Source organism: Breznakia blatticola (assembly GCF_004365815.1).
GTDB lineage: Bacteria > Bacillota_I > Bacilli_A > Erysipelotrichales > Erysipelotrichaceae > Breznakia > Breznakia blatticola.
In genome coordinates, this window is record NZ_SODD01000015.1 from 21,179 (window position 1) to 44,938 (window position 23,760).

General features: G+C 33.9%; 18 protein-coding genes and 2 other annotated features (1 of these 20 running past the window's edge). Of the genes, 4 read left to right on the top strand and 14 right to left on the bottom strand.

Annotation, left to right across the window (positions count from 1 at the left end; translation table 11 throughout):
* A protein-coding gene (locus EDD63_RS05635) for an endo-alpha-N-acetylgalactosaminidase family protein (protein ID WP_134169352.1) crosses the window boundary here: on the bottom strand, nt 1-6,084 show its 5' portion. 723 nt of this gene lie to the left of the window's left edge; only the first 6,084 of its 6,807 coding nucleotides appear in the window; it begins with the start codon at nt 6,082-6,084; its stop codon lies off the left edge, out of view.
* A gap of 331 nt (nt 6,085-6,415) precedes the next feature.
* On the opposite strand from EDD63_RS05635, the gene EDD63_RS05640 reads away from it, so the two are divergent.
* The gene (locus EDD63_RS05640) at nt 6,416-7,267 is read left to right on the top strand and encodes an AraC family transcriptional regulator (RefSeq protein ID WP_134169354.1); all 852 of its coding nucleotides are present in this window, start codon (nt 6,416-6,418) and stop codon (nt 7,265-7,267) included.
* 56 nt (nt 7,268-7,323) lie between these two features.
* On the opposite strand, the gene asrC is transcribed toward EDD63_RS05640, so the two are convergent.
* Genes asrC through asrA form a run of 3 tightly spaced genes read right to left on the bottom strand, consistent with a single transcriptional unit; the run spans nt 7,324 to nt 10,237 of the window.
* Nucleotides 7,324-8,397, bottom strand: coding sequence for a sulfite reductase subunit C (gene asrC, locus EDD63_RS05645; RefSeq protein WP_134169356.1), 1,074 nt, complete (start codon nt 8,395-8,397; stop codon nt 7,324-7,326).
* Nucleotides 8,398-8,409: 12 nt separating this feature from the next.
* Nucleotides 8,410-9,204 carry an anaerobic sulfite reductase subunit AsrB gene (gene asrB / locus EDD63_RS05650; RefSeq protein WP_134169358.1) on the bottom strand — a complete coding sequence of 265 codons (795 nt, stop codon included), beginning with the start codon at nt 9,202-9,204 and terminating at the stop codon, nt 8,410-8,412.
* Between the two features lies 1 nt (nt 9,205).
* Nucleotides 9,206-10,237: an anaerobic sulfite reductase subunit AsrA gene (gene asrA, locus EDD63_RS05655; protein WP_134169360.1), complete on the bottom strand. Its 1,032-nt coding sequence runs from the start codon at nt 10,235-10,237 to the stop codon at nt 9,206-9,208.
* Between the two features lie 132 nt (nt 10,238-10,369).
* Between asrA and EDD63_RS05660 the strand changes: the two genes are divergently transcribed.
* Together EDD63_RS05660 and EDD63_RS05665 are read left to right on the top strand one after the other, a co-directional pair.
* Nucleotides 10,370-11,257 (top strand): LysR family transcriptional regulator, encoded by an 888-nt coding sequence (locus EDD63_RS05660; protein ID WP_134169362.1) that lies wholly within the window; start codon nt 10,370-10,372, stop codon nt 11,255-11,257.
* Between the two features lie 171 nt (nt 11,258-11,428).
* Entirely contained in the window at nt 11,429-11,890 is a 462-nt protein-coding gene (locus EDD63_RS05665) for a MarR family winged helix-turn-helix transcriptional regulator (RefSeq protein WP_134169364.1), read from the top strand.
* Between the two features lie 13 nt (nt 11,891-11,903).
* Here the strand turns inward: EDD63_RS05665 and EDD63_RS05670 are convergent, their stop codons facing one another.
* The 8 genes from EDD63_RS05670 to EDD63_RS05705 all read right to left on the bottom strand — a co-directional run bounded on the left by EDD63_RS05670 (nt 11,904) and on the right by EDD63_RS05705 (nt 20,054).
* Nucleotides 11,904-14,192 (bottom strand): HAD-IC family P-type ATPase, encoded by a 2,289-nt coding sequence (locus EDD63_RS05670; RefSeq protein ID WP_134169366.1) that lies wholly within the window; start codon nt 14,190-14,192, stop codon nt 11,904-11,906.
* An 80-nt stretch (nt 14,193-14,272) separates the two neighbouring features.
* A complete protein-coding gene (locus tag EDD63_RS05675) occupies nt 14,273-15,118 on the bottom strand; it encodes a Cof-type HAD-IIB family hydrolase (protein ID WP_134169368.1) in 846 nt (281 codons plus the stop codon).
* Nucleotides 15,119-15,188: 70 nt separating this feature from the next.
* Nucleotides 15,189-15,539, bottom strand: coding sequence for a hypothetical protein (locus EDD63_RS05680; RefSeq protein WP_134169370.1), 351 nt, complete (start codon nt 15,537-15,539; stop codon nt 15,189-15,191).
* 64 nt (nt 15,540-15,603) lie between these two features.
* Nucleotides 15,604-15,951, bottom strand: coding sequence for a VOC family protein (locus EDD63_RS05685; protein ID WP_166667559.1), 348 nt, complete (start codon nt 15,949-15,951; stop codon nt 15,604-15,606).
* Between the two features lie 110 nt (nt 15,952-16,061).
* Nucleotides 16,062-16,862 (bottom strand): ABC transporter ATP-binding protein, encoded by an 801-nt coding sequence (locus EDD63_RS05690; protein WP_134169374.1) that lies wholly within the window; start codon nt 16,860-16,862, stop codon nt 16,062-16,064.
* Complete coding sequence (locus EDD63_RS05695; RefSeq protein ID WP_134169376.1) at nt 16,855-17,784, bottom strand: ABC transporter permease; 930 nt, start codon at nt 17,782-17,784, stop codon at nt 16,855-16,857. Before EDD63_RS05695 ends, EDD63_RS05690 begins: the two co-directional genes overlap by 8 nt.
* 9 nt (nt 17,785-17,793) lie before the next feature.
* The gene (locus EDD63_RS05700) at nt 17,794-18,768 is read right to left on the bottom strand and encodes an ABC transporter substrate-binding protein (protein ID WP_134169378.1); all 975 of its coding nucleotides are present in this window, start codon (nt 18,766-18,768) and stop codon (nt 17,794-17,796) included.
* Nucleotides 18,769-18,813: 45 nt separating this feature from the next.
* Nucleotides 18,814-19,035 (bottom strand) — a binding site (T-box leader).
* Nucleotides 19,036-19,073: 38 nt separating this feature from the next.
* Nucleotides 19,074-20,054, bottom strand: coding sequence for an ABC transporter substrate-binding protein (locus EDD63_RS05705; RefSeq protein ID WP_134169380.1), 981 nt, complete (start codon nt 20,052-20,054; stop codon nt 19,074-19,076).
* A gap of 43 nt (nt 20,055-20,097) precedes the next feature.
* Nucleotides 20,098-20,306, bottom strand: a binding site (T-box leader).
* Between the two features lie 487 nt (nt 20,307-20,793).
* Between EDD63_RS05705 and EDD63_RS05710 the strand changes: the two genes are divergently transcribed.
* Complete coding sequence (locus EDD63_RS05710; protein ID WP_134169382.1) at nt 20,794-21,471, top strand: MgtC/SapB family protein; 678 nt, start codon at nt 20,794-20,796, stop codon at nt 21,469-21,471.
* Between the two features lie 142 nt (nt 21,472-21,613).
* Here the strand turns inward: EDD63_RS05710 and EDD63_RS05715 are convergent, their stop codons facing one another.
* Together EDD63_RS05715 and EDD63_RS05720 are read right to left on the bottom strand one after the other, a co-directional pair.
* Nucleotides 21,614-22,429 carry a hypothetical protein gene (locus EDD63_RS05715; protein WP_134169383.1) on the bottom strand — a complete coding sequence of 272 codons (816 nt, stop codon included), beginning with the start codon at nt 22,427-22,429 and terminating at the stop codon, nt 21,614-21,616.
* A gap of 11 nt (nt 22,430-22,440) precedes the next feature.
* Entirely contained in the window at nt 22,441-22,692 is a 252-nt protein-coding gene (locus tag EDD63_RS05720) for a hypothetical protein (protein WP_134169385.1), read from the bottom strand.
* Between the last annotated feature and the right edge of the window lie 1,068 nt (nt 22,693-23,760).

Genomic DNA, 23,760 nt, shown 5'->3' on the forward strand with positions numbered 1-23,760 from the left:
TGCTTTAGCATCATCTACTTCTTGTTGTGTTGCATTTGTATCTGCTACTACTGTTTTAGCATCTGCTAGTGCATCTTTAAGAACAGCCCATGAATCTGCAGTATAATCTGTTTCAGTTAATGCTTCTGCATTTGTAATTACAGTTGTAAGTCCAGTCTTATCAACAACTGCAACTGCTACTAAATCATCAATTGCACTTTCTAGTGCTGCTTTAGCATCATCTACTTCTTGTTGTGTTGCATTTGTATCTGCTACTACTGTTTTAGCATCTGCTAGTGCATCTTTAAGAACAGCCCATGAATCAGTAGTGTAGTCTGTTTCAGTTAATGCTTCTGCATTTGTAATTACAGTTGTAAGTCCACTCTTATCAACAACAACTGGTGAATCTGCTAAATCAATGCAAGGCACAACAACATATCCATCTTCTATAGATTTCACTGTGAAATCTTCACGAACATTAGTTCCAGCATTATCTACAACAACATATGCATTTCCAAATGCTACATTTTTAAATTTGTAATTTCCGTTTGCATCTGTGCTCGTTGTAAATGTTTTTAAACTCTTTGTACCTAATGCACTTACGATCATTTTTGACCCAAGTAATGGTGATTGTGCATAAAGTGTAACTGTTTTACCAACAACAGGTGTATCGTTATTCACAACTTTTCCAGCTACTACTTCATTATCACCTACTGGTGGATCATATGAAGTTACAACAACGTTGTCCACTTTCACCGTATTTGCAACACGTGTGTTCATACCAACACGTCCTACTTCTTGTTGAACGCTTGCCATTGTTTGGTCAAATACAAGTGTTCCGTCTACCCAAAGTTTCATTTGTGTATCAACGATTTCAACTTTAAGGTGTAATGTTTTTCCTGCAGTAAATGAAGGTCCAGTGTACATAGATGACCACTTGTTACCATTTTTACCCCAGTATTCTGCAAACCATTGGTTCGAAGTATCTCCAGTACCGATATATACACGGTTATTCATATCATTTGCACGAAGTAAGATACCTAAACGTTTTCCGTCACCTTCTGATGTTACATCCATTTCCACCACACCATTTTTAAATGTAGGTGCAGCTGTATCATATACATTTGCATGTCCTGAAGGGAATTTTATTTTCGTTTGTCCAGCTTCATGTTGAATTGTTGTACTTGAGTTGTTACCTGCAAGGTTATCCCAAGTCGTTCCATCCGTAAATGAGTTTACATAATCAGCAACTGATTCTGGTTCAATCATGTAGTGTTTAGTTAATGGTTCACCTTTTGTTACTTGAAGTTCACCATTAAATACATCATATCCAGATTCTGGTGATTGAATTTTAATTTTGTATGAACCAGTTGTTAAACCAGCAAATTCAAATGTTCCATCCAATCCAGTTGTTGTCGAACTAGACACTCCTGCTTCGTTTTCAATACGTACAGTTGCATTAGGCACAATATCACCAACCGCTGTTGCTTTTGCTTGTAATGAGTTAGTTAAGCGTGTAAGTGTTATATTTTTTGTTACATCTACTTGTGCATTTGAAGTAGTTACTTTATCAACAACTGTTTCAAAGTATTTATGGTTCACTTGAATATCATGTGTTCCGAATGCAACACCATGAATTTCATAATATCCTTTGCTATTTGTTTTTGCTTTGACTTTTGTTCCCGCAACATCAATAACAACTTCGATATCCGCTTGTCCTTTACTACCTTCACTTACAGTTCCACTTACTGTATTTGCAACGATTTCAAGATTTGCAATTGCATCTTTCAGGTTTTTAACACCTTGATCTACTTGTGCTTGTGTTGCACTTGCTTTGTCAAGTAATGCTCTACCTTCTTCCATTGCATCCGTGAAATCTGCCCAAGACTCTGCACTGTAGTTTACTTCAATTAAGTCTTTATTTGCATCAATTAATGCTTGTAATTCACTTCCATCAGAAACAACTTTTTCAATTACAACATTATCAATCATAATGTCTTTGTATCCTCTAAAGTCAGCGTTTCCTCCAGAATCACCTTGTAATTCAGGTGTAACATTTGTTGAGTAAATACCAAACCAAGTTTGTCCAGTTTCTGAACCTGTAATTCTTGCTTGGAATTTTTGTGCTTTATCTTTTGAGTGCGTTTCTGTTAATGGTGTTAAGTTTGAAGCTGATTTGAATTCTCCATCTCCAACCATCACTGCATATGTACCTGTTGATCCTACTTCATAATCGAAACTTACCATGTATGTTTCATTTGGTTCGAATCTAAAGTTTTGTGGAATTGTTTGGTATACAAGTTTTGAACGAGTTACCAATCCATTTGTTTTTAATGACCAATCTCCTTCGATTACATCATCAATGATTTTTCCATTCCATCCACGTTGTGTGTATGGTTCGTGTTTTTCAGAAAGGTGTGTACGGTTATCTTGTACTCCTTCAATACCTCCAACTACAAATGGGTAGATTCCTTGTGGGACATTTTCAAAGTCTTGAACAAACTTACCATCTTTCATTGTTTCTGATTCATTTTCAAATACACGAATATCATCAAAGTATGTAAATCCTTCTTTTGCTTCACGTGATAATGTCAATGTTACATCACTTCCATCACTTGGTGCTGTAAAGAATACATACATGTTTTGGAAATAACTTGAGCCATCTACAGTTGAACTATTTGTATTGTGTGATGCAGCTTTTATATAGTTTTTCGCAATTGATCTTGTTGTGTAGTTTGAAATAGTTTCTCCATTTGCTTCTACAGAAATAAATGCTTTTGCATCACTTCTGTTATCTACACCTACATACACTGCATATTTTTGACCTGGTGTTAAACCAGTAATTTTTTGACTAAGTTTTACTTCATCCGTTGTATTATTCAATGTTAGCATACGGTTACTTGCTTGTGATTTTGTTACTGTTGCTGCCGCTGTTTCTCCAGTAATATCCCAAGCATCTAAGTTACCTGAGTTAAATCCAGTGTCAACGATATGTGAATATTCAGACCACTGCACATTTTCATTTGTACGAGTGTCTTTGTATACTACATATCCTTTTCCTTTTTCTGCAGAAATTGTAATTTTTCCATCTGTAATTGCTACTGTTTTAGGATTGATTTTTCCATCTTCACTAAGTTCGTAAACAATTGCATTCGTATTCCATCCTGCAGGCACTGCCCATGTACTTGTTCCACCATCTTTATTGTAGTGGTAAAGTTTTTCATCAGCTGATGCAAGTTGGTTTCCGTTTTGGTCCCAGTTCCATGGAATTAAATATTTTTCACCATCCATGATAACTTTGTCATTTAATGTCATTGTACGTAAACGGTATCCTGCAGAAGCAAAATCATTTGATTGACGTTCAATAACCAAAGTGTCATTACCTTCTTTTAATGTCACCTTCATTTCAGGTGTCCATTGGTATGTTTCTCCATTATCAGTCATTGATACTGGTGTTCCATTTTCCCATTTAATAACTTTAAAGTGTTGTACGTATTTTGAAGCAATATTGTCTTCAAATAAGTTTTCCATATATGCTTCGTAGTCATTACGTCCTTGCCAACCTTCAAAGTCTTTCATATCGTATCCACCTAAAAGTGGATTAATAGCTGCTCCACCATATGATGGGTAATCACCTACCCAAGAATCTTTTTGGTGGTTTTGAATAAATCGAGCAATTGAACTGTTTACACCCTTGTTTGAGTATCCTCCATAAGTAAGGTCTGCTGCCCAGTGTTGGAATGTTGAATCATAATTAAATGCATGTCCCCATTCACCAGCAACACGCCAACCTAGGTTATTGATTTCTTTTGCAAGTTGACTACTTGCCCAAGTTCCATTATCACCAGATTGTCCATTACCCCAAACATCCACATAAATGAAATCTAAATCATTGCTAGCACCACCTAATGCATCATAGAAATCTTTAAAGCGCTCTGCTCTTCCATGTGTTAAGTCGTATGCTGCATCAATATTAATTCCTTGATCTAACCAGTTCCATCCGTATTTATAGTTTCCATTTCCATCTTTCAATAAACGATCTTCATTGAAGTATTTTGATTCTGGATATGTTTCACTTGCATTAACGTGTACTCCGAATGTTGCACCATATTTTTTACCTTCTTTTAATAAAGTAATCATATCTTTTGCACCACCAATACGTGTACCGATATCTGCATAGTTTAAGTGTCCAGAGTCATGTCCTTCACTTCCATAACCTTTAAGTAAGATTGTTTGTCCCAATCCATCCGTGTGTAAGTATACTTTTTTTACATTATCCAATGTCATCAAGAATGGGTTTTGTGCCATACTACCAAAGTTCATTGCAATACGCATCGCTACTAAATCAGGAACTGTTTCATAACCAAGCGGGTTATTCATAATATCTCTATATGCAATTGCCCCATCTTGCCAATCAACAACCGCATCATCATTTTCATCACCTGTTATAACTACTTTTGCGCATGGCAATTCAGCTTCTGTATTTTGTTTACGATTTTCAGCACCTTTTTGGTATGTCCAACGTGTGCTACTTAATCCTACATTTTTATATGTTTCATATTGTGTAGATGTAGCACTTACACGTTGCCAATCTGCTGATACTTTATTTTCTGAGTTTGACCATAATCCAGCACTTAATGAACTATTTGAAACGAATCCAAATGTGTATCCAGTAACTGCTTTTGGCATTTGATCAACTGTGTAAAAACGGTCTCCAGTTTTATGTGTGTTTGTCGACATTTGAGATCCTGCAAAATTCGCACTTGATTGTGTATTACGTACACTCACTAAACTATGATTAGGTATCTCAATAGTTTTCACAATTTTATTATCTACTACATTTGTAATATTAAAACTTAATGTATTTTTATCTACTGATAATACTGCTGTTAATACACAATCTATATCATTATCCACATCTTTCGCTGTTAATGTATACGTTGCTTTTGAACCTTCAGTTTTATCTAAAGTAACAGTTGGTGTAACTTCAACATCATTAATTTTAATCACTGATAATTCTTCTGTTTGTCCATAGAATTTACGTCCAGCAAGATCACCTTTCATTTCATAGTAGATAACTCGTGGGAATTCTGTATCAATTCCAACTTTCATATCACTACTTTCAATGTGTTTTGGTGCAGTTACTTCAATTTCTTCTTCTGCAAGTAATTTGATTTCACCTAAATTAATATCTTCAGTCTTTGCTTCAACTTTTGCTGCATAGCTTTGATATCCAGGCTTTGAAATAACTAAATTGTAATCCCCACTTGTGATGTTTTGGAAAACGAATTGTCCTTGTGCATTCGTATTTGTTGAAACTGATCCTAGTTTCACAAGTGCATTATCTAAAGGAGCATTGTTTGAGTCTTTTACAACCCCATTAATATTCACTTCTGTAATGACCGGTTCTTGATACTGTGCTTCAAATACTTCTCCACCATGATTAGTAGATAGTTTCCAAGTATCTGTATTGTTACTTATTGTATTTGTTGCATTTTTATATGTGACATTTTTAAACAATACATCAGTAACTGCGTCTTTATAAGATCCAGCTTTTAAATACACTTTATCTGCTTGTATTGATTGAAGAGCATTAATTGCATATGGATTCCCACTATTTGTTGGCGTTCCATTAATGTCCACCCACATTTTATTGTCTTCCCATTTTACTTTTAATGTTGTTTCTTCCCCTTGATTAGGTCCAGCAACACCTAGTTTTGGATATGATCCAGAACCATTTACTTTATATTCGTAAAACCAGTTACTTGATGCATCCATTCCCACGAAAACAAAATTATTCTTGTCTACGTAGCGTAAATACACTCCAAACCTTGTGTCTGTTTTTGTCGAACGTGGGGTAAATGTAAATGATAACTCCCCATTATCTGGTGTACCCACCTCACTATTCGTCAATTCAAGTAGTGCGACTTTTGCGCCATTGTCATTTCCACTACCAGATGCAAATCTTCTGACTACTTCTTCCGTTTCGTCAGCTTGCACTTCTGGTTTTTGCAACGTATTTAAAGAAATACTTGGAAAAACTGATGTAATAAACATCATAAATGTAACCAAAAGCGCAAAACTTTGCCGTTTCATTCGTTTCATTCATACCCTCCTTCTTGTCTGTTTTAATAAACATACAGATATATTTTGATAATATCATTGTGAAATTAGGTGTCAATCGAGCGATTTTGAAAGAAAGCAAGAATTCGATAAAATATCTTGAAAACGCTTACAAATGTCTTTTGAATGTTGTATTTGTATCATTTTTTAAGAATCTTGCTCTTTTTTTGACTTTTTTCTGATTTTTATTCAAATCTTGATATTTTCGATTTTTTTATTACTTTATAACGCTTTTGCAGTATCTACTATTTTATAAATCATTTGTCAGGTTGACATAATTAACCTATAATGAAGTTAAAGTGGAGGAGATAGAATGAGCAATCATAGGTATTCATTTGAAAAAAGTAAAATCGAAAAAATGAATTTAAAGCTTCGTTATATCACGCATGCAGAAAGTGATGTTGACTGGCATAGTATAAAACATACACATCATTTTACCGAGGTCTTTTTTATCGTAAATGGTGACGGTGGATTTCTTGTAGAAAATGAACGATTTCCAGTTAAAGAAGGGGATTTAATTATTATCAACCCAAATGTTGCCCACACCGAAGAAGGACATGATAAAGGTGGATTTGAATATATCGTTTTTGGTATTGAAGGTATGCAATTTATGAGCAATGAGACAAGTTTGGCTAAAGATTATGTCATTTCTAACTTCGAGAATAATAAAGTGATTATCTTGCATTATCTTAATACATTACTTCAAGAAATTAAGCAAAAAGACGATAATTACGAAATGATCATTCAAAACATTTTGGAAATCTTAATGGTTCAAATTGTACGAAAAACCAATAATGCGATTTCCTATGTCGCTACAAAACGTATTTCCAAGGAAATAAAAGTAATTGAAGAATATATCAACAATCATTATGCAGAAGAAATTACACTTGATACATTAAGTAAACTTACATATTTAAATAAATACTATATCATTCATGAGTTTAAAGAATACAAAGGGGTTTCGCCAATTAGTTTTTTAATCGCAAAACGCATTGAAGAAGCAAAAATACTACTTGCGACTACCGATTATACAATCGCAAGAATTGGTGAATTGACCGGTTTTTCTAGTCAATCATACTTCTCACAAATCTTTAAAAAAGAAACCAATACATCACCAAATCAATATCGTCGTGCTGCATTAAAAAACGAAATTGATTTTGGTTAAAAAAAGGACACTTTCAATTGAAGTGTCTTTTTTCATCGTTTGTATAAGGTATATTTCTAGTGACTATCTTGTGAACCAGGACCCGCAGTAAGGTGGTCTGCAGGTGCTTTTACAGAGAAGTTTGAACGATATTCCGTTTCTGACCAATTGATTCGTTCAGCAACTAGGCATTCTGGATTTAGTTTTACTCCATCAAGAATCATTTCTTTGAATTTCATGTATCCTGCGCGGTCAATTAAGTGCCCTCCATGTAGATACATTGGTTTATAGTCAAGTGCCCAAGCAGAGAATTTTTGCCAGTTAGCTAATGCTCCCATTACAACTTCTTCACTTGCCCAATTTAGGAATACTTTACCTGCACGTGGTGTTTGTCTACCTGTACGTCCACCAATAATGACACGATAGAATTTTTTCGGATTCCGTGTCCATGCTCCAGTTGGACAAAATCGTACACATTCTCCACAACCTGTACAACAACAGTCATCTTTAGCAGGAATTCCATTTGGTGTTCCTGACAAGACACGTGTTGCACCATGTTTACAGACAGCGACACATTTTCCACAACCAATACAACGTTCTGGGTGGAAGTCAATTTTCGCAATTCCGATAATTCCAAAATCGCACATGTTTGCTTTATTGCAATCGTTTGGACAACCAGATACATTACATTTAATGTGGTAGTTTGAAGGGAATACAAGTTTTTCCACTTTCTTTGCAACATCTTGTGTATTTACGTTTCCACAAATACAGTGAACATTTCCAATACATGCAGTAACGTTACGTGCACCAATGGTTGGATATCCTGCTTCTGGATCCCACTGTTCTGGTTTACCAGCAACTTTATCCATATCAACGCCAGCTTCACCTTCTGTACCTTCAATGTACGTTCTGATGTATTTATTTACTTCATCGATATCTTCGTATTTAATCCCAGTAAAATCTAAGGTTTGACGTGTTCCCATATGGAAATTCCCATCTCCCCAGCGATCTGCAATTTCTGCTGCCATTTTTAAATATTCAGCTTTAATCACTCCACCAGGAACACGCATTTGAAGCATGAACTCGCCATCTACTTTTGATTGACGGTAACAGTTTTTACGTACTGCGCCAATATTAATATCTTTATTCACGTTAGCAACCTCCTAGTCCACTAAGTCTTTGGCAACGGTATAATTGAAGACTGGACCATCTTGACAAACATATGTTTCATCAATACGACAGTGTCCACATTTTCCTATTGCACATGACATTTTTCGTTCGAATGACATCCAGATTTTTTCTTCTGGAACACCACTTGCAAGCAATTCCAATCCAGTAAATTTCATCATCATTGGCGGACCGACAACAACAACTTCAAAGTTATCATTAAAATCTTTCCAAGGTATTTCAGAAATAAATTTTGTGACCAATCCTGATTTAAAGCCTTCAATTTCTTCATTATCTAATGTATATGTTGTGTTAAAGCGGTTTTTCCACATGTCTAATTCTTTTCTAAAAACGATACATTCTTCATTTTTAAATCCAGAGATTAAGTGTAAGCTTTCTACTTTGGACATATCACTATCGAGAATGTTTAGCATACTACGTACTGGAGCTAATCCTGTCCCTCCTGTAATAATAACAAGGTGTTTTCCAGTGAACCTTTCAATTGGCCAACCTTTTCCATAAGGACCACGCATAAAGATCGTATCTCCTGGTCGCATATTAAAGAATTCATCAGTTAGTTTTCCAACACTACGAATGGTAAATTCAAGATACCCATCTCCTTGTGCACTTACAGAAATTGGAGCTTCGCCAACTTTTGGGATGGATAATTGCATAAATTGTCCATGTTTTGGATGTACATCAGTAGCAACACGAAATGTCCATTCATGTATACTTTCTTTATCAATACTTAAGATTTCACAAGCTTTTGGTGTCAATATATTGTAAGCCATCTTATTCTCCCTTCGCCTTAATGTCTTCGATTGCTGCTGCCATTTTACTTACTGTTGAAGTAATTTCGATAAATGCAGGACATCTGTCAGAACAACGACCACATCCCACACACATATGACCTTCATGGAAACGTGCATCATAGTCGTGAAACTTGTGCATCACACGGTAGCGAATTCGATCTCCGGCAGTTGAACGAAATTCTTTTTGCATCGCCATTTGGTCAAATCCAGGAACTTGACATGAAGCACTTACACGGCGTCGTTCTCCAGCTTTACTATTTTCACTATAGACAATATCTCTAGTTGTAAAACATGTACATGTAGAACATCCAATCGTACAAGCACCACATGAAATACAACGTGAGTTAAATTGTTTCCAAACATCGTGTTTTTTTAGTTCGTTTTGAATTTCCTTGCTTGGAATTTCAGGAACAACTAAACTAAGATCATTTGATTCTGGAAATGATGCCGTATAATCGGTAATTGGTGCACCCTGTAAGTATGGTTCAAAATGATCATCTTTTACTGCAATTTTCAAACCATCATGTGTTTGCTTGATTGCAAATACATAGTTATCCGTTTTGTTGGTATTCATACTTACACAAAAACATGAATCACTATCTTGTGGACATTCCATTAATACATATGAAATCACGTCTTCTAATCGTTTATAGTAAGGATCTACGAATCCTCCTTTTCCATCGTAAATTCGTGCTTGGATTTTTTGGGCATTGATATCACAAGGACGACCGAAACAAAGGATTTTCTTTTTTGGTCCACTACTTTCACGGAATTCTTCTTCTGTATAATAAAACAATGTTTGTTGGATTGGGTTGATTACTTCTTTCATTGGAAAGGTTGATTTTTTATCGAATACAATTTCAGCAAACGATTGTACTTCTCCATATTGAATTAAATCTGTATCAGAATATCTTCCTGCTTTTTCGATTCGTTTGGGTGCATAAATCGTATATGTTTTTTTAAGCTCATTGAAAAATGCTTCACTTGCTTCTTGGTTTAAGATATAGCTCATCTGTACTCCTCCATGTATTACATACTCTTGGTTTTCCTTATTTTAGCACCAGATATACATAATGAAAAATTAGAGTTTCTTAGTTTGTTATAAATATTATTAATGGTAGAATGAAGGAAAGGAAGTGAGTATATGTTAGACTATAAAATCAAAACATTTTTAACTGTTTGCGAGTATTTAAACTATACAAATGCAGCAAAAGCCTTAAATTTAACACAACCTGCAATCACCCAACAAATTAAAGCATTGGAAGAATACTATGATGTAAAACTCTTCAGTTATCATAATCGCAACTTAGCTTTAACTACACAAGGTGAAGTTCTTCGCACGGCAATGACAACCATGCTTTTTGATGTGGAAAAGCTACAAGAAAAACTACTACAAACTAAAAATCATACAAGTGAATTGAACTTTGGTTCCACACATTCTATTGGTGAAATCTATTTGCCTAATGCAATCATTCCCTATTTAGATAAACATAAGGGAACGATCATGAATTATAATGTGGACAACACCACAGAAATCCTTAATCAATTAAAACAAGGAACAATTGATTTTGCCTTTGTTGAAGGAACTTTCGAGAAGAAAGAATTTAGCTATATTCCAATTTCTAATCAACGTTTTATTGCTGTATGTAATAGTGAGCGCGAAATTCCAACAATTGATAATATCAACGAACTGTTTCACCATCCCATCATTTTACGTGAAACTGGATCTGGTGGACGGAATATCGTTGAAGAATTTCTCAAAGACAATGGATATCGCATTGAAGATTTCTCAACATTCTCAACCTTTAATTCGGTACGAACAATTCGTAAACTATTACAAGCAGATTTAGGAATTGCCTTTGTTTATGAAATTGTCGTAGAAGAGGATATTAAAAACGGAATATTAAAAGAAATTGAAATCCCTGGATTTCATATTGAGCATGAATTCAGTTTTGTATGGCGTAAAGACTCTCTATACAAAGATGAATATCTTGCCTTCTTACACGAAATCCAACCAGAACTATCAAAATAACTAATGTCTATCTCAAAGAAATACAAACAATTCCCTATAATTATTAAAGATAATATTTATTTTCTTAAAGTATTTGACAATCCCACCCCTTTTCCTTATAATCGATATGTATATATTATAAATAACTAATTATACACATGTAATTAACATTCGTAGTAGGAGGGAACAAAGATGGAATGGGAACTTATTAGAGAAAGTGAAAAAATTAAAGCAGATATTCAAACTGCTGGTGCATCATTGATGCAACCGTTTTATGAAAAGTATGGAATGAATTTCTTAAAGATTTCAGTGATTACTGAAGCAGAATTAAATGAAAACTTGACACTAAATGTACTAGCGCAAAATGTAAACAAAGCTGCTGCAAACATGTCAGTCATCGTTTCAAACCTTGTGAAAGATGGATACCTAAAAAAAGTCACATCAACGTATGACCGTCGTGTGACATATATTCAAATCACAGATAAAGGTAGAGACATTCTACAAAAATCACGTTTATTTATCATCAAACGTTATGAAAGCGTAATGTCTGATGGAAAAGAAATTAGAGATTTAATCAATGCAGCAGGAACGTACTTAAACAAACTACTTGAAGCCAACCGTAAAATGGTAACTGCTGATAACTTCGATTTATAAAAAAAGCTCACATTTATTTGTGAGTTTTTTTATACCATACCCATTGATAGAGTGCATATAGCACGATGCTTAATGCAACTAATAGCAGTGTGCATGTAATCATACTTGTTGTGAATGGTGGAATTTTTAGTAATGAATGGAACAATAATACTGCTACATAAAAACCAATTGCCACGAACCAAAATAAGAATAAACGCAGTTTATTAAATGGTAAACATGCTTTAAGTACAGCTAAAATACTAATTGCTCCAACTACCATATACATAATTGCTGTTGCTTGTTCATCATTAAAGCCATAAGAGTCTTTGATTGATAAAACAATGATAATATTCATAATGATCAACAGTGCATTTGGTAATGCATTTAGTAGTGATGTCTTTAAATAGGTTCCCGTTACTTGTTTGTTGTTTTCTTCAAACGAGATGAAGAATGATGGGAATCCTTCAATTGCTAAATCGATTAGCGTGATTTGAATCGGAATGAATGGGAAAGGAATATTCATCACGATACATAATAAACTTAGCAGTAGTGAATATATCGTTTTGATAAAGAAAATTCCTGATACTTTGGTAACGTTATTGATGATACGGCGACCTTCAGATAATACTTTTGTTAGGTTTGAAAAATCACTATCAAGTAAGACAAGTTGACTTACTTGTTTTGCCGCAGCATTTCCATTTGCCATCGCAATGGAACAGTTAGCTTCTTTTAAGGCGAGTACATCATTTACACCATCACCACTCATAGCGACAATATGATCCATATTTCTTAGTTCATTAACTAAACAACGTTTTTGTTCTGGAGAAACACGCCCAAATACTTTGTGTGTATGTGCAAGTTTTCTTACCTCAGCTTCCTCTGTGACTTGACTTAGATCTACATATGCATCCCATCCATCAAGTCCAGCTTTTCTTGCGACGCTAGCAACTGTTAATGGATGATCTCCACTAATCACTTTTACTTCTACTCCTTCACGTTTGAAAAAGTCGAATGTAGCTTTAGCATTTTCACGAATTGGATCATCTAAACAAATCGCTCCTAATGGCTCATCATTTAAAGAAACCATTAACACACGAAACCCATCTTCTTGTGCTTCATGTACTTCGTTTGGGATATCTTTTGGAACGCACATTTTTTCTGGTGCTCCAACTTTTACTACACCTAAATCAAGAAAATCAATACTTCCCCATTTTCTTTCACTTGAGAATGGTACTTTTTGACCCACTTGATAGTCGTGTTCTTTTTTACTAAAAAAGTATTCATGCATTGCTTGAAACGTTGCATTGTTATCTTGAGTTTGTTCAATGTAGTTTGCCATGATATTATCAATATTTTTCCCTTGAAACCCAAAGGCTTTAACAACACGCATATTTCCTTCTGTAATCGTTCCTGTTTTATCTAAACAAAGCATATCCACATGAGCAAAAATTTCCATACAGTGCATATCTTGAACTAACACATTACGTTTACTTAAGTTAATAACTCCAGTGGCACTACCAATACCAATAAGTAAGACAAGTCCCTTTGGTAACATTCCAAGTAATGCAGCAGCACTTGCCACAATCGAGACAAACATCGTATTTTCACGCACCACAAAAGCTTGATAGAAAAGAATCAAACCAAGCGGAATAATAATAAAACTTGTGAATTTCGAAACTGTACGAATTGCTTGAATCAATTCCGAATGGTTTTTCTTATATTCTTTTACTTCACTTACAATTTTATTGGCAAACGCTTCATCACCAACACGAATGACTTGTGCTTGGCAACGTCCACCGACAATAAAACTTCCAGAGAATAATTCATCGCCAACTTTTTTAACGATTGTATCACTTTCTCCAGTCAGTAAAGATTCATTGACTTCTACACTTTCATTGACGACAATTGCATCTGCAGGAATTTGATCTCCCATTTCCAAATAGAGAATATCATCCATAACAATATCTTCCAACGCAACTTTATCGACGTTTCCTTCACGCACTACACCTGCTTTATCAGCAGAAATAAGTGTCAGTTTTTCGACTAAGTTTTTTGCATGAATTTCTTGATAAATCCCAATTCCAATATTCATTAAAATAATTAATAAATAAAACATGTTGGAAATTGCACCAACACTTAATAAAGCCACTCCAATGGCAAAGTTTAGAAAGTTAAATAATGTACAAACATTGTCATAGACAATTTGTCCATTGGTTTTTGTGACTTTCTTTGGTGGATTATTGGATAACCCTTTTGCCTTTTTGTCGCTGACTTCTTTATATGATAAACCTTGTTTAAAATCGATTTCTTTTTCTAGTTTCATATGGCCACCTTTAACTTTATTATTCTAACATAACCATACATACTTTTCATTAGGAATCAAAAAAAGGAACTTGCGTTCCCCTACATAAATTTTGCTAATGCGTGTGCAATTCCATCTTCATCATTACTTAGTGTAATATAATCTGCAGCTTCTAAAACAAGCGGTGATGCATTGGACATCGCAACACCAATACCTGCTGCTTCGATCATCGTTAAATCATTATTTGCATCACCAAATGCAATGACTTCACTTTCATCAATATTTGTCAGTTCACAAATACTACGTAATGCCTTCGCTTTATCTACACCTTTTGGTGTAAATTCGAAAAAGAATGGTGCGGTAAACATGCAATTAAGTTCATCCTTAAATGGAGCTTGCATTTCTTCGAATACTTTCTCTAAGTATTCTGGTTCACCTGCAGTTAAAATCTTATTTGGTTCAAAATCCACATACTCAGCTAAATCACGATGTTCACAGATTAAGAAATTCCCACCGCGAATTTCATACTTCATAATATCAATCATTCTATCATCACCTACATTCATATGTATTTGTGGTGCATATGCATCAAGAACATTCATATATCCATGACGGTCTACCATTGGATATACATTGAATTTCTTCATATGTTCAAGCACTCGTTTTGCTTGATTAACCTTAATTGCTTGGTTGTAGATGACTTCTTTACTTGTACAATCATAAACTTTACTTCCGTTATAAGAAACTAACAATCCATGATTTTCTGCTAAATCTAACTCGTCGGCAAACTTACGAATCCCACTTGTTGGACGACCTGACGCAATCACTAAGCGTACCCCACTTGCTTGTGCTTTTAACAATGCCTCTTTTGTTTTTGGTGTTATCACCTTATCTGAGTTGACCATTGTTCCATCAACATCCATAATAATCATTTTAATTTGGCTCATACTTTTTCCCTCCATCGTATCTATTATAAACTCTATTGTTGATGTAGAGTCAATAAAAAAATCTTCACCTTTAGTTAGTGAAGATCTCATAATTTCGTTTGTAGCATAGTGCCACAATCAAAACACATAATAAGGCGACTAAATTCCCCACTGGTAAATCTGTAACTACTTGAATATCTCCACGAACAAAAAAGATACATACAGCTCCGGCGAAAGCTATAACATGAAGATAATCAACCTTGCTTAAGTTGCAGTAGACTTTTACACCAAATACTACAACCAACCAAAGCAGGCCAAACACACAAATGTGTGCATATGCATTGCTTATATCTGTAAACAGAAGTAAGCCTACATTTAAACCCATAGAAACTAGAAATCCAACGAGAAATATTCGCAAAAACTGAATAAATGTTTGATTCATAATTTCTCCCAAAATGTTCTTTGGAAGTATAACAAAAAATGAGGTTACATGCAACCTCATCTATTTATTCTTGAATTTGTATTGTTACTCCATTTGGATCTAACACATGGAAGAAATGAACATTTGGAGCTGGTGAAATTACATCACTTGTTACTAAACCTTTATGTTCTAAGTCTTTCTTTGTTGCTTCCATATCCTTTACTTGTAAGACAAAGCCAACAGTATTTCCTTTTTCAAGTAGCTTATCTGTTTTGATTAATTCTAAACATATACCTGTTTCATCTTTTAGAAATACTAAATGCATTCCTTCATTTTTTACTTCTTGTGCAACTTCAAGTCCAATATGATCAACATAAAATTGAAAAGATGTTTCCATTTCATTTACTAAAATTGTATTCCAAGCAATCTTCATATACGTATCCTCCTTCATATCTTTGACTTATTGTAACATATCAAAAAATTTTTACGACTTGAATACCCTACAGTATTTAAAAATGGCACCCCTTATGGAGTGCCATCATATTAGTCTTTTACAAGAAGAACTGCATCATCATTCAATTCTTCACCAGTTGCGATTTCGAATTTTTCTAATAGATCTTTTACCGTAAGATTTTTCTTTTCTTCCCCTTTGATATCAAAGATAATTTTTCCATCATTCATCATAATTAAGCGATTTCCATATGTAATTGCATCTTTCATATTATGCGTAACCATAAATGCTGTTAAATTTTCTTCCTTGATAATTTCATCCGTCAATGTAAGAACTTTTTTCGCAGTCTTTGGATCAAGTGCTGCTGTATGTTCATCCAACAATAAGATTTTTGGTTTTTGTAGAGTTGCCATTAATAGAGTTAATGCTTGACGTTGCCCTCCAGAAAGTAAACCGACTTTTGCATCTAAACGATTTTCTAAACCTAAATCAAAGCGTTCCAAACGCTGTTTTAATACTTCTTTTTCATTTGGTGTAATTCCCCAACGAAGTCCGCGTTTTTTTCCACGACGATTTGCCATTGCTAAGTTTTCTGCAATTCCCATATCTGCAGCCGTTCCCATCATTGGATCTTGGAACACGCGTCCAATTAAACGACTACGTTTGTATTCAGGATATAAGGAAATGTTCTCTCCAGCTAGTTCAATCGTACCACAATCAATTGGATACACACCGGCAATCAGGTTTAATACAGTTGATTTACCTGCTCCATTACCACCAATTACTGTTACGAAATCTCCTTCTTCTAAAGTAAGATCAATTTGATCAATGGCTTTTTTCTCATTTACGGTACCTAAATTGAAGGTCTTTGACACTTTTGAAATTTTAAGCATTTTTGTCAACCTCCTTCCCTGTTAGTTTTTTATATAAATTGACTTGTTTACGTTTTGCCATCATGACTGGTAAAGCTAAAGACACCCCAACCAAAATAGCTGATAACAATTTCAAATCATCTGTTTGCATTCCCATGCGTAGAACAATTGCAATAATCACACGATATACAATTGAACCAATTACGATTGAAGATAAACGAAGTTTAAATCCACGCTTATTTCCAAATAGTACTTCTCCAATAACGATTGAAGCTAGACCAATAACAATTGCTCCTACACCCATTTTCACATCCGCGTATCCTTGCGATTGGGTAACTAGTGCACCAGAAAATGCCACAAGTCCATTAGCAATCATAATAGCAATAATCTTTGTTGTTTTGGTATTTACACTTAGTGCACTTGCCATTCTTTCATTATTTCCAGTTGCACGAATTGCTGAACCAATTTCCGTTCCAAAAAACCAGTAGAGCACTACGATCACAAGTACGACAATTAATGCACCTACAATTAAGCTTGCTTGTGCAGCACTAAGCCCAGTTAATTCACTAACACTTTTAAATACCGTATCACTTTGCATTAATGGTAAATTGCTTCGTCCCATAATTCTAAGGTTAATTGAGTATAATCCAATTTGTGTAAGGATCCCTGCAAGAATTGCTGGGATTTCAAATTTCGTAATTAATAATCCGGTAATAAATCCACAAACACAACCTGCAACCATAGCAAGTAATACAGCTAATACTGGATTCATTCCACCTACAATACATACTGCACAAACTGCACCACCAGTAGCAAATGAACCGTCTACTGTCATATCTGCAATATCAAGAATACGGAAGGTAATGTAAACTCCAAGGGCCATAATCCCCCAAATAATTCCTTGTGCAACCGCACCTTGTAACGATAATAATAATCCCGTCATATCTTTCTCCTATTTCACAATTTTTGCTTCTTTTAATAACTCTTCAGGAATCGTAATTCCTAGTTTTTTTGCTGTACTCTCATTGAATCCCATTTCTAATTTATCTTCAGAAGAGTATTCAATTGGCATATCTTTTGGTTCAGCTTCACCACGTAAGATTTTAGCAGCTTGTTTTCCTGCTAAATATCCAATGTCGTAGTAGTTAATTCCGTATGTAGCAAGCGCTCCTTTTTCAACCATTGCAATTTCTCCAACAATTGTTGGCATATTATGTTCATTTGTTACACTGACAACATTTGCAATACTTTCACTTACCATGTTATCTGTTGGGACATAGATTGCATCTACTTTTCCAACTAAGCTTTCTGCAACTTGTTGTACTTGATTTGATTCAGATACGGTTGCTGCTTCTACTTTAATTCCTTTTGCTTCAAGTGCTTTTTTAGCAATTTCGTATTGCAGTTCACTATTACGTTCTGCATTTGTATACATGACAGCTACACTTTTTACTTCAGGAGCAAGTTTTACTAGCAAATCAATTTGATCTTCAACTGGTGTTAAATCACTAACTCCTGTTACATTTCCACCTGGTTTCTCATTTGATTTTACAAGTTTTGAATCTTCTGGATTTGTAACTGCAGAAATAACAATTGGAATTTCTGTTGTTTTTTGTGCAGCGGCAATCGCACTTGGTGTTGCAATTGCATAAATTAAATCATTCCCATCATTAACTAGTTTATCTGCAATTGTTTCTGCATTGCTTCCTTCACCTTGCGCATTTTGATCATCAAATGTAATGTTTTTCCCCTCTTCAAATCCTTCATCTTTTAATGCATCGATAAAACCATCGTGTGCTTGATCTAAAGCAGGGTGTTGTGCATATTGGATAATTCCAACTTTTTTCATCCCTTCTGTATCATCATCACAAGCAACTAAACCTATAACCATTAATAAACTCATGCAAATCATCATTAACTTTTTCATTTTAATACTCCCTTCGACTATTTGTGTATAAAAAAAACGCCCTCGAATGAGGACGATTTAGAAACCGCGGTACCACCTCTGTTTTATACAATATGTATAACAACTCAAAACACGGTAATGGGTGTTAACCAGAGGTAGCCTACTGATATATAAACGTTCGGTACTCGACTCCATGATGTATTCATTCACCTTCTTATGTGCTATTTTCACCACCATAGCATCTCTTGTTTCCAAAGGATCATTACTTGTTCATTTCTACGTCTGTTATGCATTCAATTGTAGTTTGTTCATTCGTTAAAGTCAACTTATTCTAAAACTGTCGCTTTATCAAGTAAACTTTCAGGAATTGTGATATTCACTAAATCTGCAACCTTTTTATTGATTACAAGCTCTAATTCATCACCAGTTAAGTATTCAATTGGCATATCTGCAGCAACAGCTTCACCACGTAGGATTTTTGCTGCTTGTTTTCCTGCAAGTTGCCCTAACTTGTAATAGTCAATTGCATATGATGCAAGACCACCACCTTCTGTCATTCCTTTTTCACCAACAATACAAGGAATTCCTTTTTCGTTGGTTACTTGTGTTACTGTTGCAATTCCTTCAGCTAGTAAGTTATCTGTTGGAATATACACTGCATCAACTTGACCAACTAAACTCTCTGCAACTTGTTGAATTTGACTAATATCAGAAACTGTTGTTTCTTGATATTCAATTCCTTCTTTTTTAAGTGCTTCTGCTGCAATATCTGCTTGGAATTTTGAATTATCTTCAGAATTCGTATACATAATTGCAACTTTTTTTACATCTGGCATAAATTCCTTAATCAAAGAAATTTGTTCCTTCACTGGCGTTAAATCACTAACCCCAGTAACATTTCCCCCTGGCTCTTCATTACAAGCAACAATTCCTGATGTTTTAGGATCAGTTACTGCATTTACCACGATAGGAATATCTTGTGTTTTTTGTGCAACTGCTTGTGCACTTGGTGTTGCAATCGCATAGATTAAATCTGGATTGTCATTTACAAGTTTGTCTGCAATTGTCTCATTTGTAGAACTATCACTTTGCGCATTATTGCGATTAATTGTTAAGTTCTTTCCCTCTTCAAATCCTTCTTCTTTTAAGGCATCAATAAATCCTTCATATGTTTTATCCAATGCTGGATGTTCTGCATATTGAATGACTCCGATAGTTGCATGTCCTTCTGCTTTTTCTTCTTCATTACACGCTACAAGCGTTAGACACATACAAACTAGTAATGATACGACTCCAAGTTTTTTCATAACTATTTCCCCCTATGACTCAATAAACAAAAAAAGTCCTCATTATGAGGACGATGAATCACCGCGTTACCACCTCGTTTGCCATCAAAACTGATGACCTCTTTGGTACACAAGATAATGGTTGTTAACCAGCTTGCCTTTTGTGACAAGCAACTCCGTGATGAATTCAAAACTTTTCTCAGTGCTATTTTCACCAGCCATAGCATCTCTAATTTCCAAAAAGGATTTACTACTTCACTTCTTTGTTTAATTATTACCATTTTACCGATTATGTAAATATATGTCAATCAAAAAAGAAACTTTTTACATTAAATGAAAGAATTTTCAATTCTGATTGCCAGTTCTTGAATGTAATTCTTACTTCAGCTTCATGTTTGTGACTCATTATGTATTCTTTGTTCCTGCTTTTCTAATAATCTTCGTATTTTGAGTAATTCATTATATATACCACCAAAATAACAAAACGCAATAATTGCTAAAATAATAATCATAGATTTCGCTCCTTTCTTATCGTTATCTTTAAGTTAATGATACTACATAAATATATTTTTGACATAAAAAACAATTCATATTTTCTCGTTGTCTATTTAGAGTGATTCAACTATACTATATGTTTATGAAGGAGGATATTAAACAATGAAAACACTTGTTAATTTTAGCGATATAGATGAACTTACATTTATCGATGATACTGTCATACAACTAAATTGTATAATGCATTCAAGCGAGTTGGTGAAATATGTTTGAACAATTTGATATTCTTTCCATCTTCATTCGTCTAACTATGTCTATGATATTTGGAGCATCAATTGGATTTGATCGTTCAAAAAAAGGAAGTCCAGCGGGTTTAAAAACACATTCTCTTGTTTGTATTGGTTCAACCCTTGTTATGCTTACAAGCGAATATTGCTTTGTAAATTACGGTCTAGGAGATATTACACGATTGCCTGCACAGGTTATTAGTGGAATTGGTTTTCTTGGAGCAGGTATGATTTTAGTTACTGGTAATGATCGAATCAAAGGACTTACTTCTGCAGCAAGCATTTGGTTTAGTGCTTGTATCGGATTAGCTGTTGGGATTGGCTTTTACTTTGGAGCATTTGTGGCAACTATACTTGAACTATTCGTCTTAAAGCTGCTTAGTAAACATTTTTCTACACAAGCAAACCAAGTAACTATTGATTTATATATAGAATATACTTCATCATTTGATTTAAGTAGCATGATTTTACTCATGAAAAACCATAAAATTGAGTTAGTAAATGAAGACAATCATCTACTCAAAAACTTAAATGTAAAGGAAAATAGTTACTCAACAATCATCTCCTTACAAATATCAAACACTATGGATGAATCCGAACTTATTTCCTTGGTTCAAAACATTCAAGGAATTAATTGCGTGTATAACATAAACTAAAACAAGCTAGAAACTTAGATTTATTCTTTGTTTCTAGCTTTTATTGTCCATTCATTTCTTTTGTCAATTATTGTTTCAGTAAACGATAATACTTTGATAAGCAGCAACCAATATTAATTTCCTGAAATCACATGTAATTATTTTATTCTTTAGAATCTACTTGATGACCACACAAAGTCCTTGCGTACTCACTTGAGAATCCATAACCATAAGGGGCTTCATTTTCTTCATCTATAAATTCAATCCAACACACATCCGAATTGTTAGCTGTAATTTGATTTCCCTTAAATACTATCTCTTCATTTGTGTTCGTATTATAAATATAATACTGTAATCTGCTTCTACCTGGTAATGTTGCTTTACCATTCCAGTAGATAGAATCCTTGACCATACTGACCGTACCCATGTAGTCGGTTTTGAATAACTCATTTATCGTATTGTTTTTTTCATCTAATGAATAAACTGCTGAATAATCTGATGAACTATCGACTAAAATATACACTTTCTTTCCATCATTAAACAATTGATTAATAAACTGCTGATCATCATTATAATTTTGAGAAGCTAAAAATTTGCTCTTTTTTGATTTCAAGTTTATTTTATTCAGTTCTGTATTCATTTCAACGTTATCTATTAATATATAGTACAACTCATCATTTAGAATTGTAAATGACTCATGAATTACTCCTTTTAGTAAAACTGAATATTCATCGCTCTTTGTATCGTAACAAATCAATTGTCCACCCTCAATAACTGGTAGTATGAAATACAATTCATTATTATGAATGACTCCTCCAGGTGTATCGAAATTTTCTCTATCGACTTTCTCATTTCGTACTGAAGAAGAGTTGTTTTTATCAAAATCATACAATATATATTCTACATTTATAAGACTTTCATTTTCACTTCTCACACAATAAAAAATATAATCATTATTAACGTCCAAAACTTGGATCATCTCATTGAGTTCTATTTTTCTATTTCGATATATTCTTTTATTTCTAAATCATATACTAAAAGAGAATCTTGATATGTATGCTCGCTATTTCTTTTGTATGAAACTCCAACTACTTTTTTTGAATCAGTTATTCTCTTTGGAACAAATAGTGCACCTTCAGTTGGATTAACAAGTTCATATTCTTGAGAAATTGTATCTGAAAAATCTAATTTTGATGCTGCATTTAGAATTTCAATATCAACTATCGGTTTAATATCATTCAAAGTTTTTTCACCTGATTCATTAACACCATTTTTACTAGTACATGATGTAATAATCAACAACAAACAGACCAAGCAATAAAGTTTGCTTGTTTTTTTTATGCTAATAGACATAATCCATTCCATCAACAACAAAGTTAGCACTTAACAATACGATTATAATTAATTTATTCATGTTTTCCCTTTCTTGAAACTTGCATATAACCAAACTTAATCTGAATATTTATTTATTTACTTCTTAGCAAGTACAGCAAAGTGTATTTGTTTTATCGGTTGTCTCATCAAAAGTATATTAATCCCCAGTTTCTAACATCCTTTGATCATTATCTTTATGCATCAAACTATGGAATGATACATTTTCCTATTATTCATTTTTGATTATATCTGTTTCTTTATTATATAGTTACACATTATCATATGTTTATAATTATATCAAATATCAATATGCTTATTTATCAGTCGTAATAACTTTAATTCTATGTATTGTGAATCATATTGCATTTTATAATTAAGAATTTCCAGCCGTATGATGAGAAAAGTATTATAAATAGACGCACACGCACTTTAAAAGTTATCGCAGATTATTTAATTTTTCAAAGCAAATACACGAACTTAATTATATTGCCAAGAAAGAAGTTAGTTTTTTGCTCTTGTTAGTTTTATTTTTACTTTGTAATTTCTGCTATCGTAATATCCAGTGTACTTGCAACCCTATGCAGATTTTTTAACTGAGAAAGTAACATCCTTTTTAGGATTTAGCTTCTTCCATAGAATTGAATATCCAATGTTCGCATCCTTCGCAAGGTTGTATCAAGATATTTCTTTTTACTTAAGGTCGAAACATACGTTGTGAATAATAATGTCGTAGTCTTTTATGCTATGTCTATCATCCACCGAATCACTCCTTCCTGGTAAAACAAAAAAACAGCATACAAGTCAATCTATATATATAAAGAGTATTATCAGCAACATGGGGTTTTAGATTAGCTATTCAAAAACAAGGGGATGTTTTCTCCTATAGATAAACACCTGCAATATAGAAGTTCGGGGTTTATTGATTCTCAACATACT

Excerpts from the sequence above, each read along its gene's own strand:
- EDD63_RS05640 (WP_134169354.1), top strand. The coding sequence starts at position 6,416 with ATGAGCAATCATAGGTATTCATTTGAAAAAAGTAAAATCGAAAAAATG.
- asrB (WP_134169358.1), bottom strand. The coding sequence starts at position 9,204 with ATGGCTTACAATATATTGACACCAAAAGCTTGTGAAATCTTAAGTATT.
- asrA (WP_134169360.1), bottom strand. The coding sequence starts at position 10,237 with ATGAGCTATATCTTAAACCAAGAAGCAAGTGAAGCATTTTTCAATGAG.
- EDD63_RS05660 (WP_134169362.1), top strand. The coding sequence starts at position 10,370 with ATGTTAGACTATAAAATCAAAACATTTTTAACTGTTTGCGAGTATTTA.
- EDD63_RS05665 (WP_134169364.1), top strand. The coding sequence starts at position 11,429 with ATGGAATGGGAACTTATTAGAGAAAGTGAAAAAATTAAAGCAGATATT.
- EDD63_RS05670 (WP_134169366.1), bottom strand. The coding sequence starts at position 14,192 with ATGAAACTAGAAAAAGAAATCGATTTTAAACAAGGTTTATCATATAAA.
- EDD63_RS05675 (WP_134169368.1), bottom strand. The coding sequence starts at position 15,118 with ATGAGCCAAATTAAAATGATTATTATGGATGTTGATGGAACAATGGTC.
- EDD63_RS05680 (WP_134169370.1), bottom strand. The coding sequence starts at position 15,539 with ATGAATCAAACATTTATTCAGTTTTTGCGAATATTTCTCGTTGGATTT.
- EDD63_RS05685 (WP_166667559.1), bottom strand. The coding sequence starts at position 15,951 with ATGAAGATTGCTTGGAATACAATTTTAGTAAATGAAATGGAAACATCT.
- EDD63_RS05690 (WP_134169374.1), bottom strand. The coding sequence starts at position 16,862 with ATGCTTAAAATTTCAAAAGTGTCAAAGACCTTCAATTTAGGTACCGTA.
- EDD63_RS05695 (WP_134169376.1), bottom strand. The coding sequence starts at position 17,784 with ATGACGGGATTATTATTATCGTTACAAGGTGCGGTTGCACAAGGAATT.
- EDD63_RS05700 (WP_134169378.1), bottom strand. The coding sequence starts at position 18,768 with ATGAAAAAGTTAATGATGATTTGCATGAGTTTATTAATGGTTATAGGT.
- EDD63_RS05705 (WP_134169380.1), bottom strand. The coding sequence starts at position 20,054 with ATGAAAAAACTTGGAGTCGTATCATTACTAGTTTGTATGTGTCTAACG.
- EDD63_RS05710 (WP_134169382.1), top strand. The coding sequence starts at position 20,794 with ATGTTTGAACAATTTGATATTCTTTCCATCTTCATTCGTCTAACTATG.
- EDD63_RS05715 (WP_134169383.1), bottom strand. The coding sequence starts at position 22,429 with ATGATCCAAGTTTTGGACGTTAATAATGATTATATTTTTTATTGTGTG.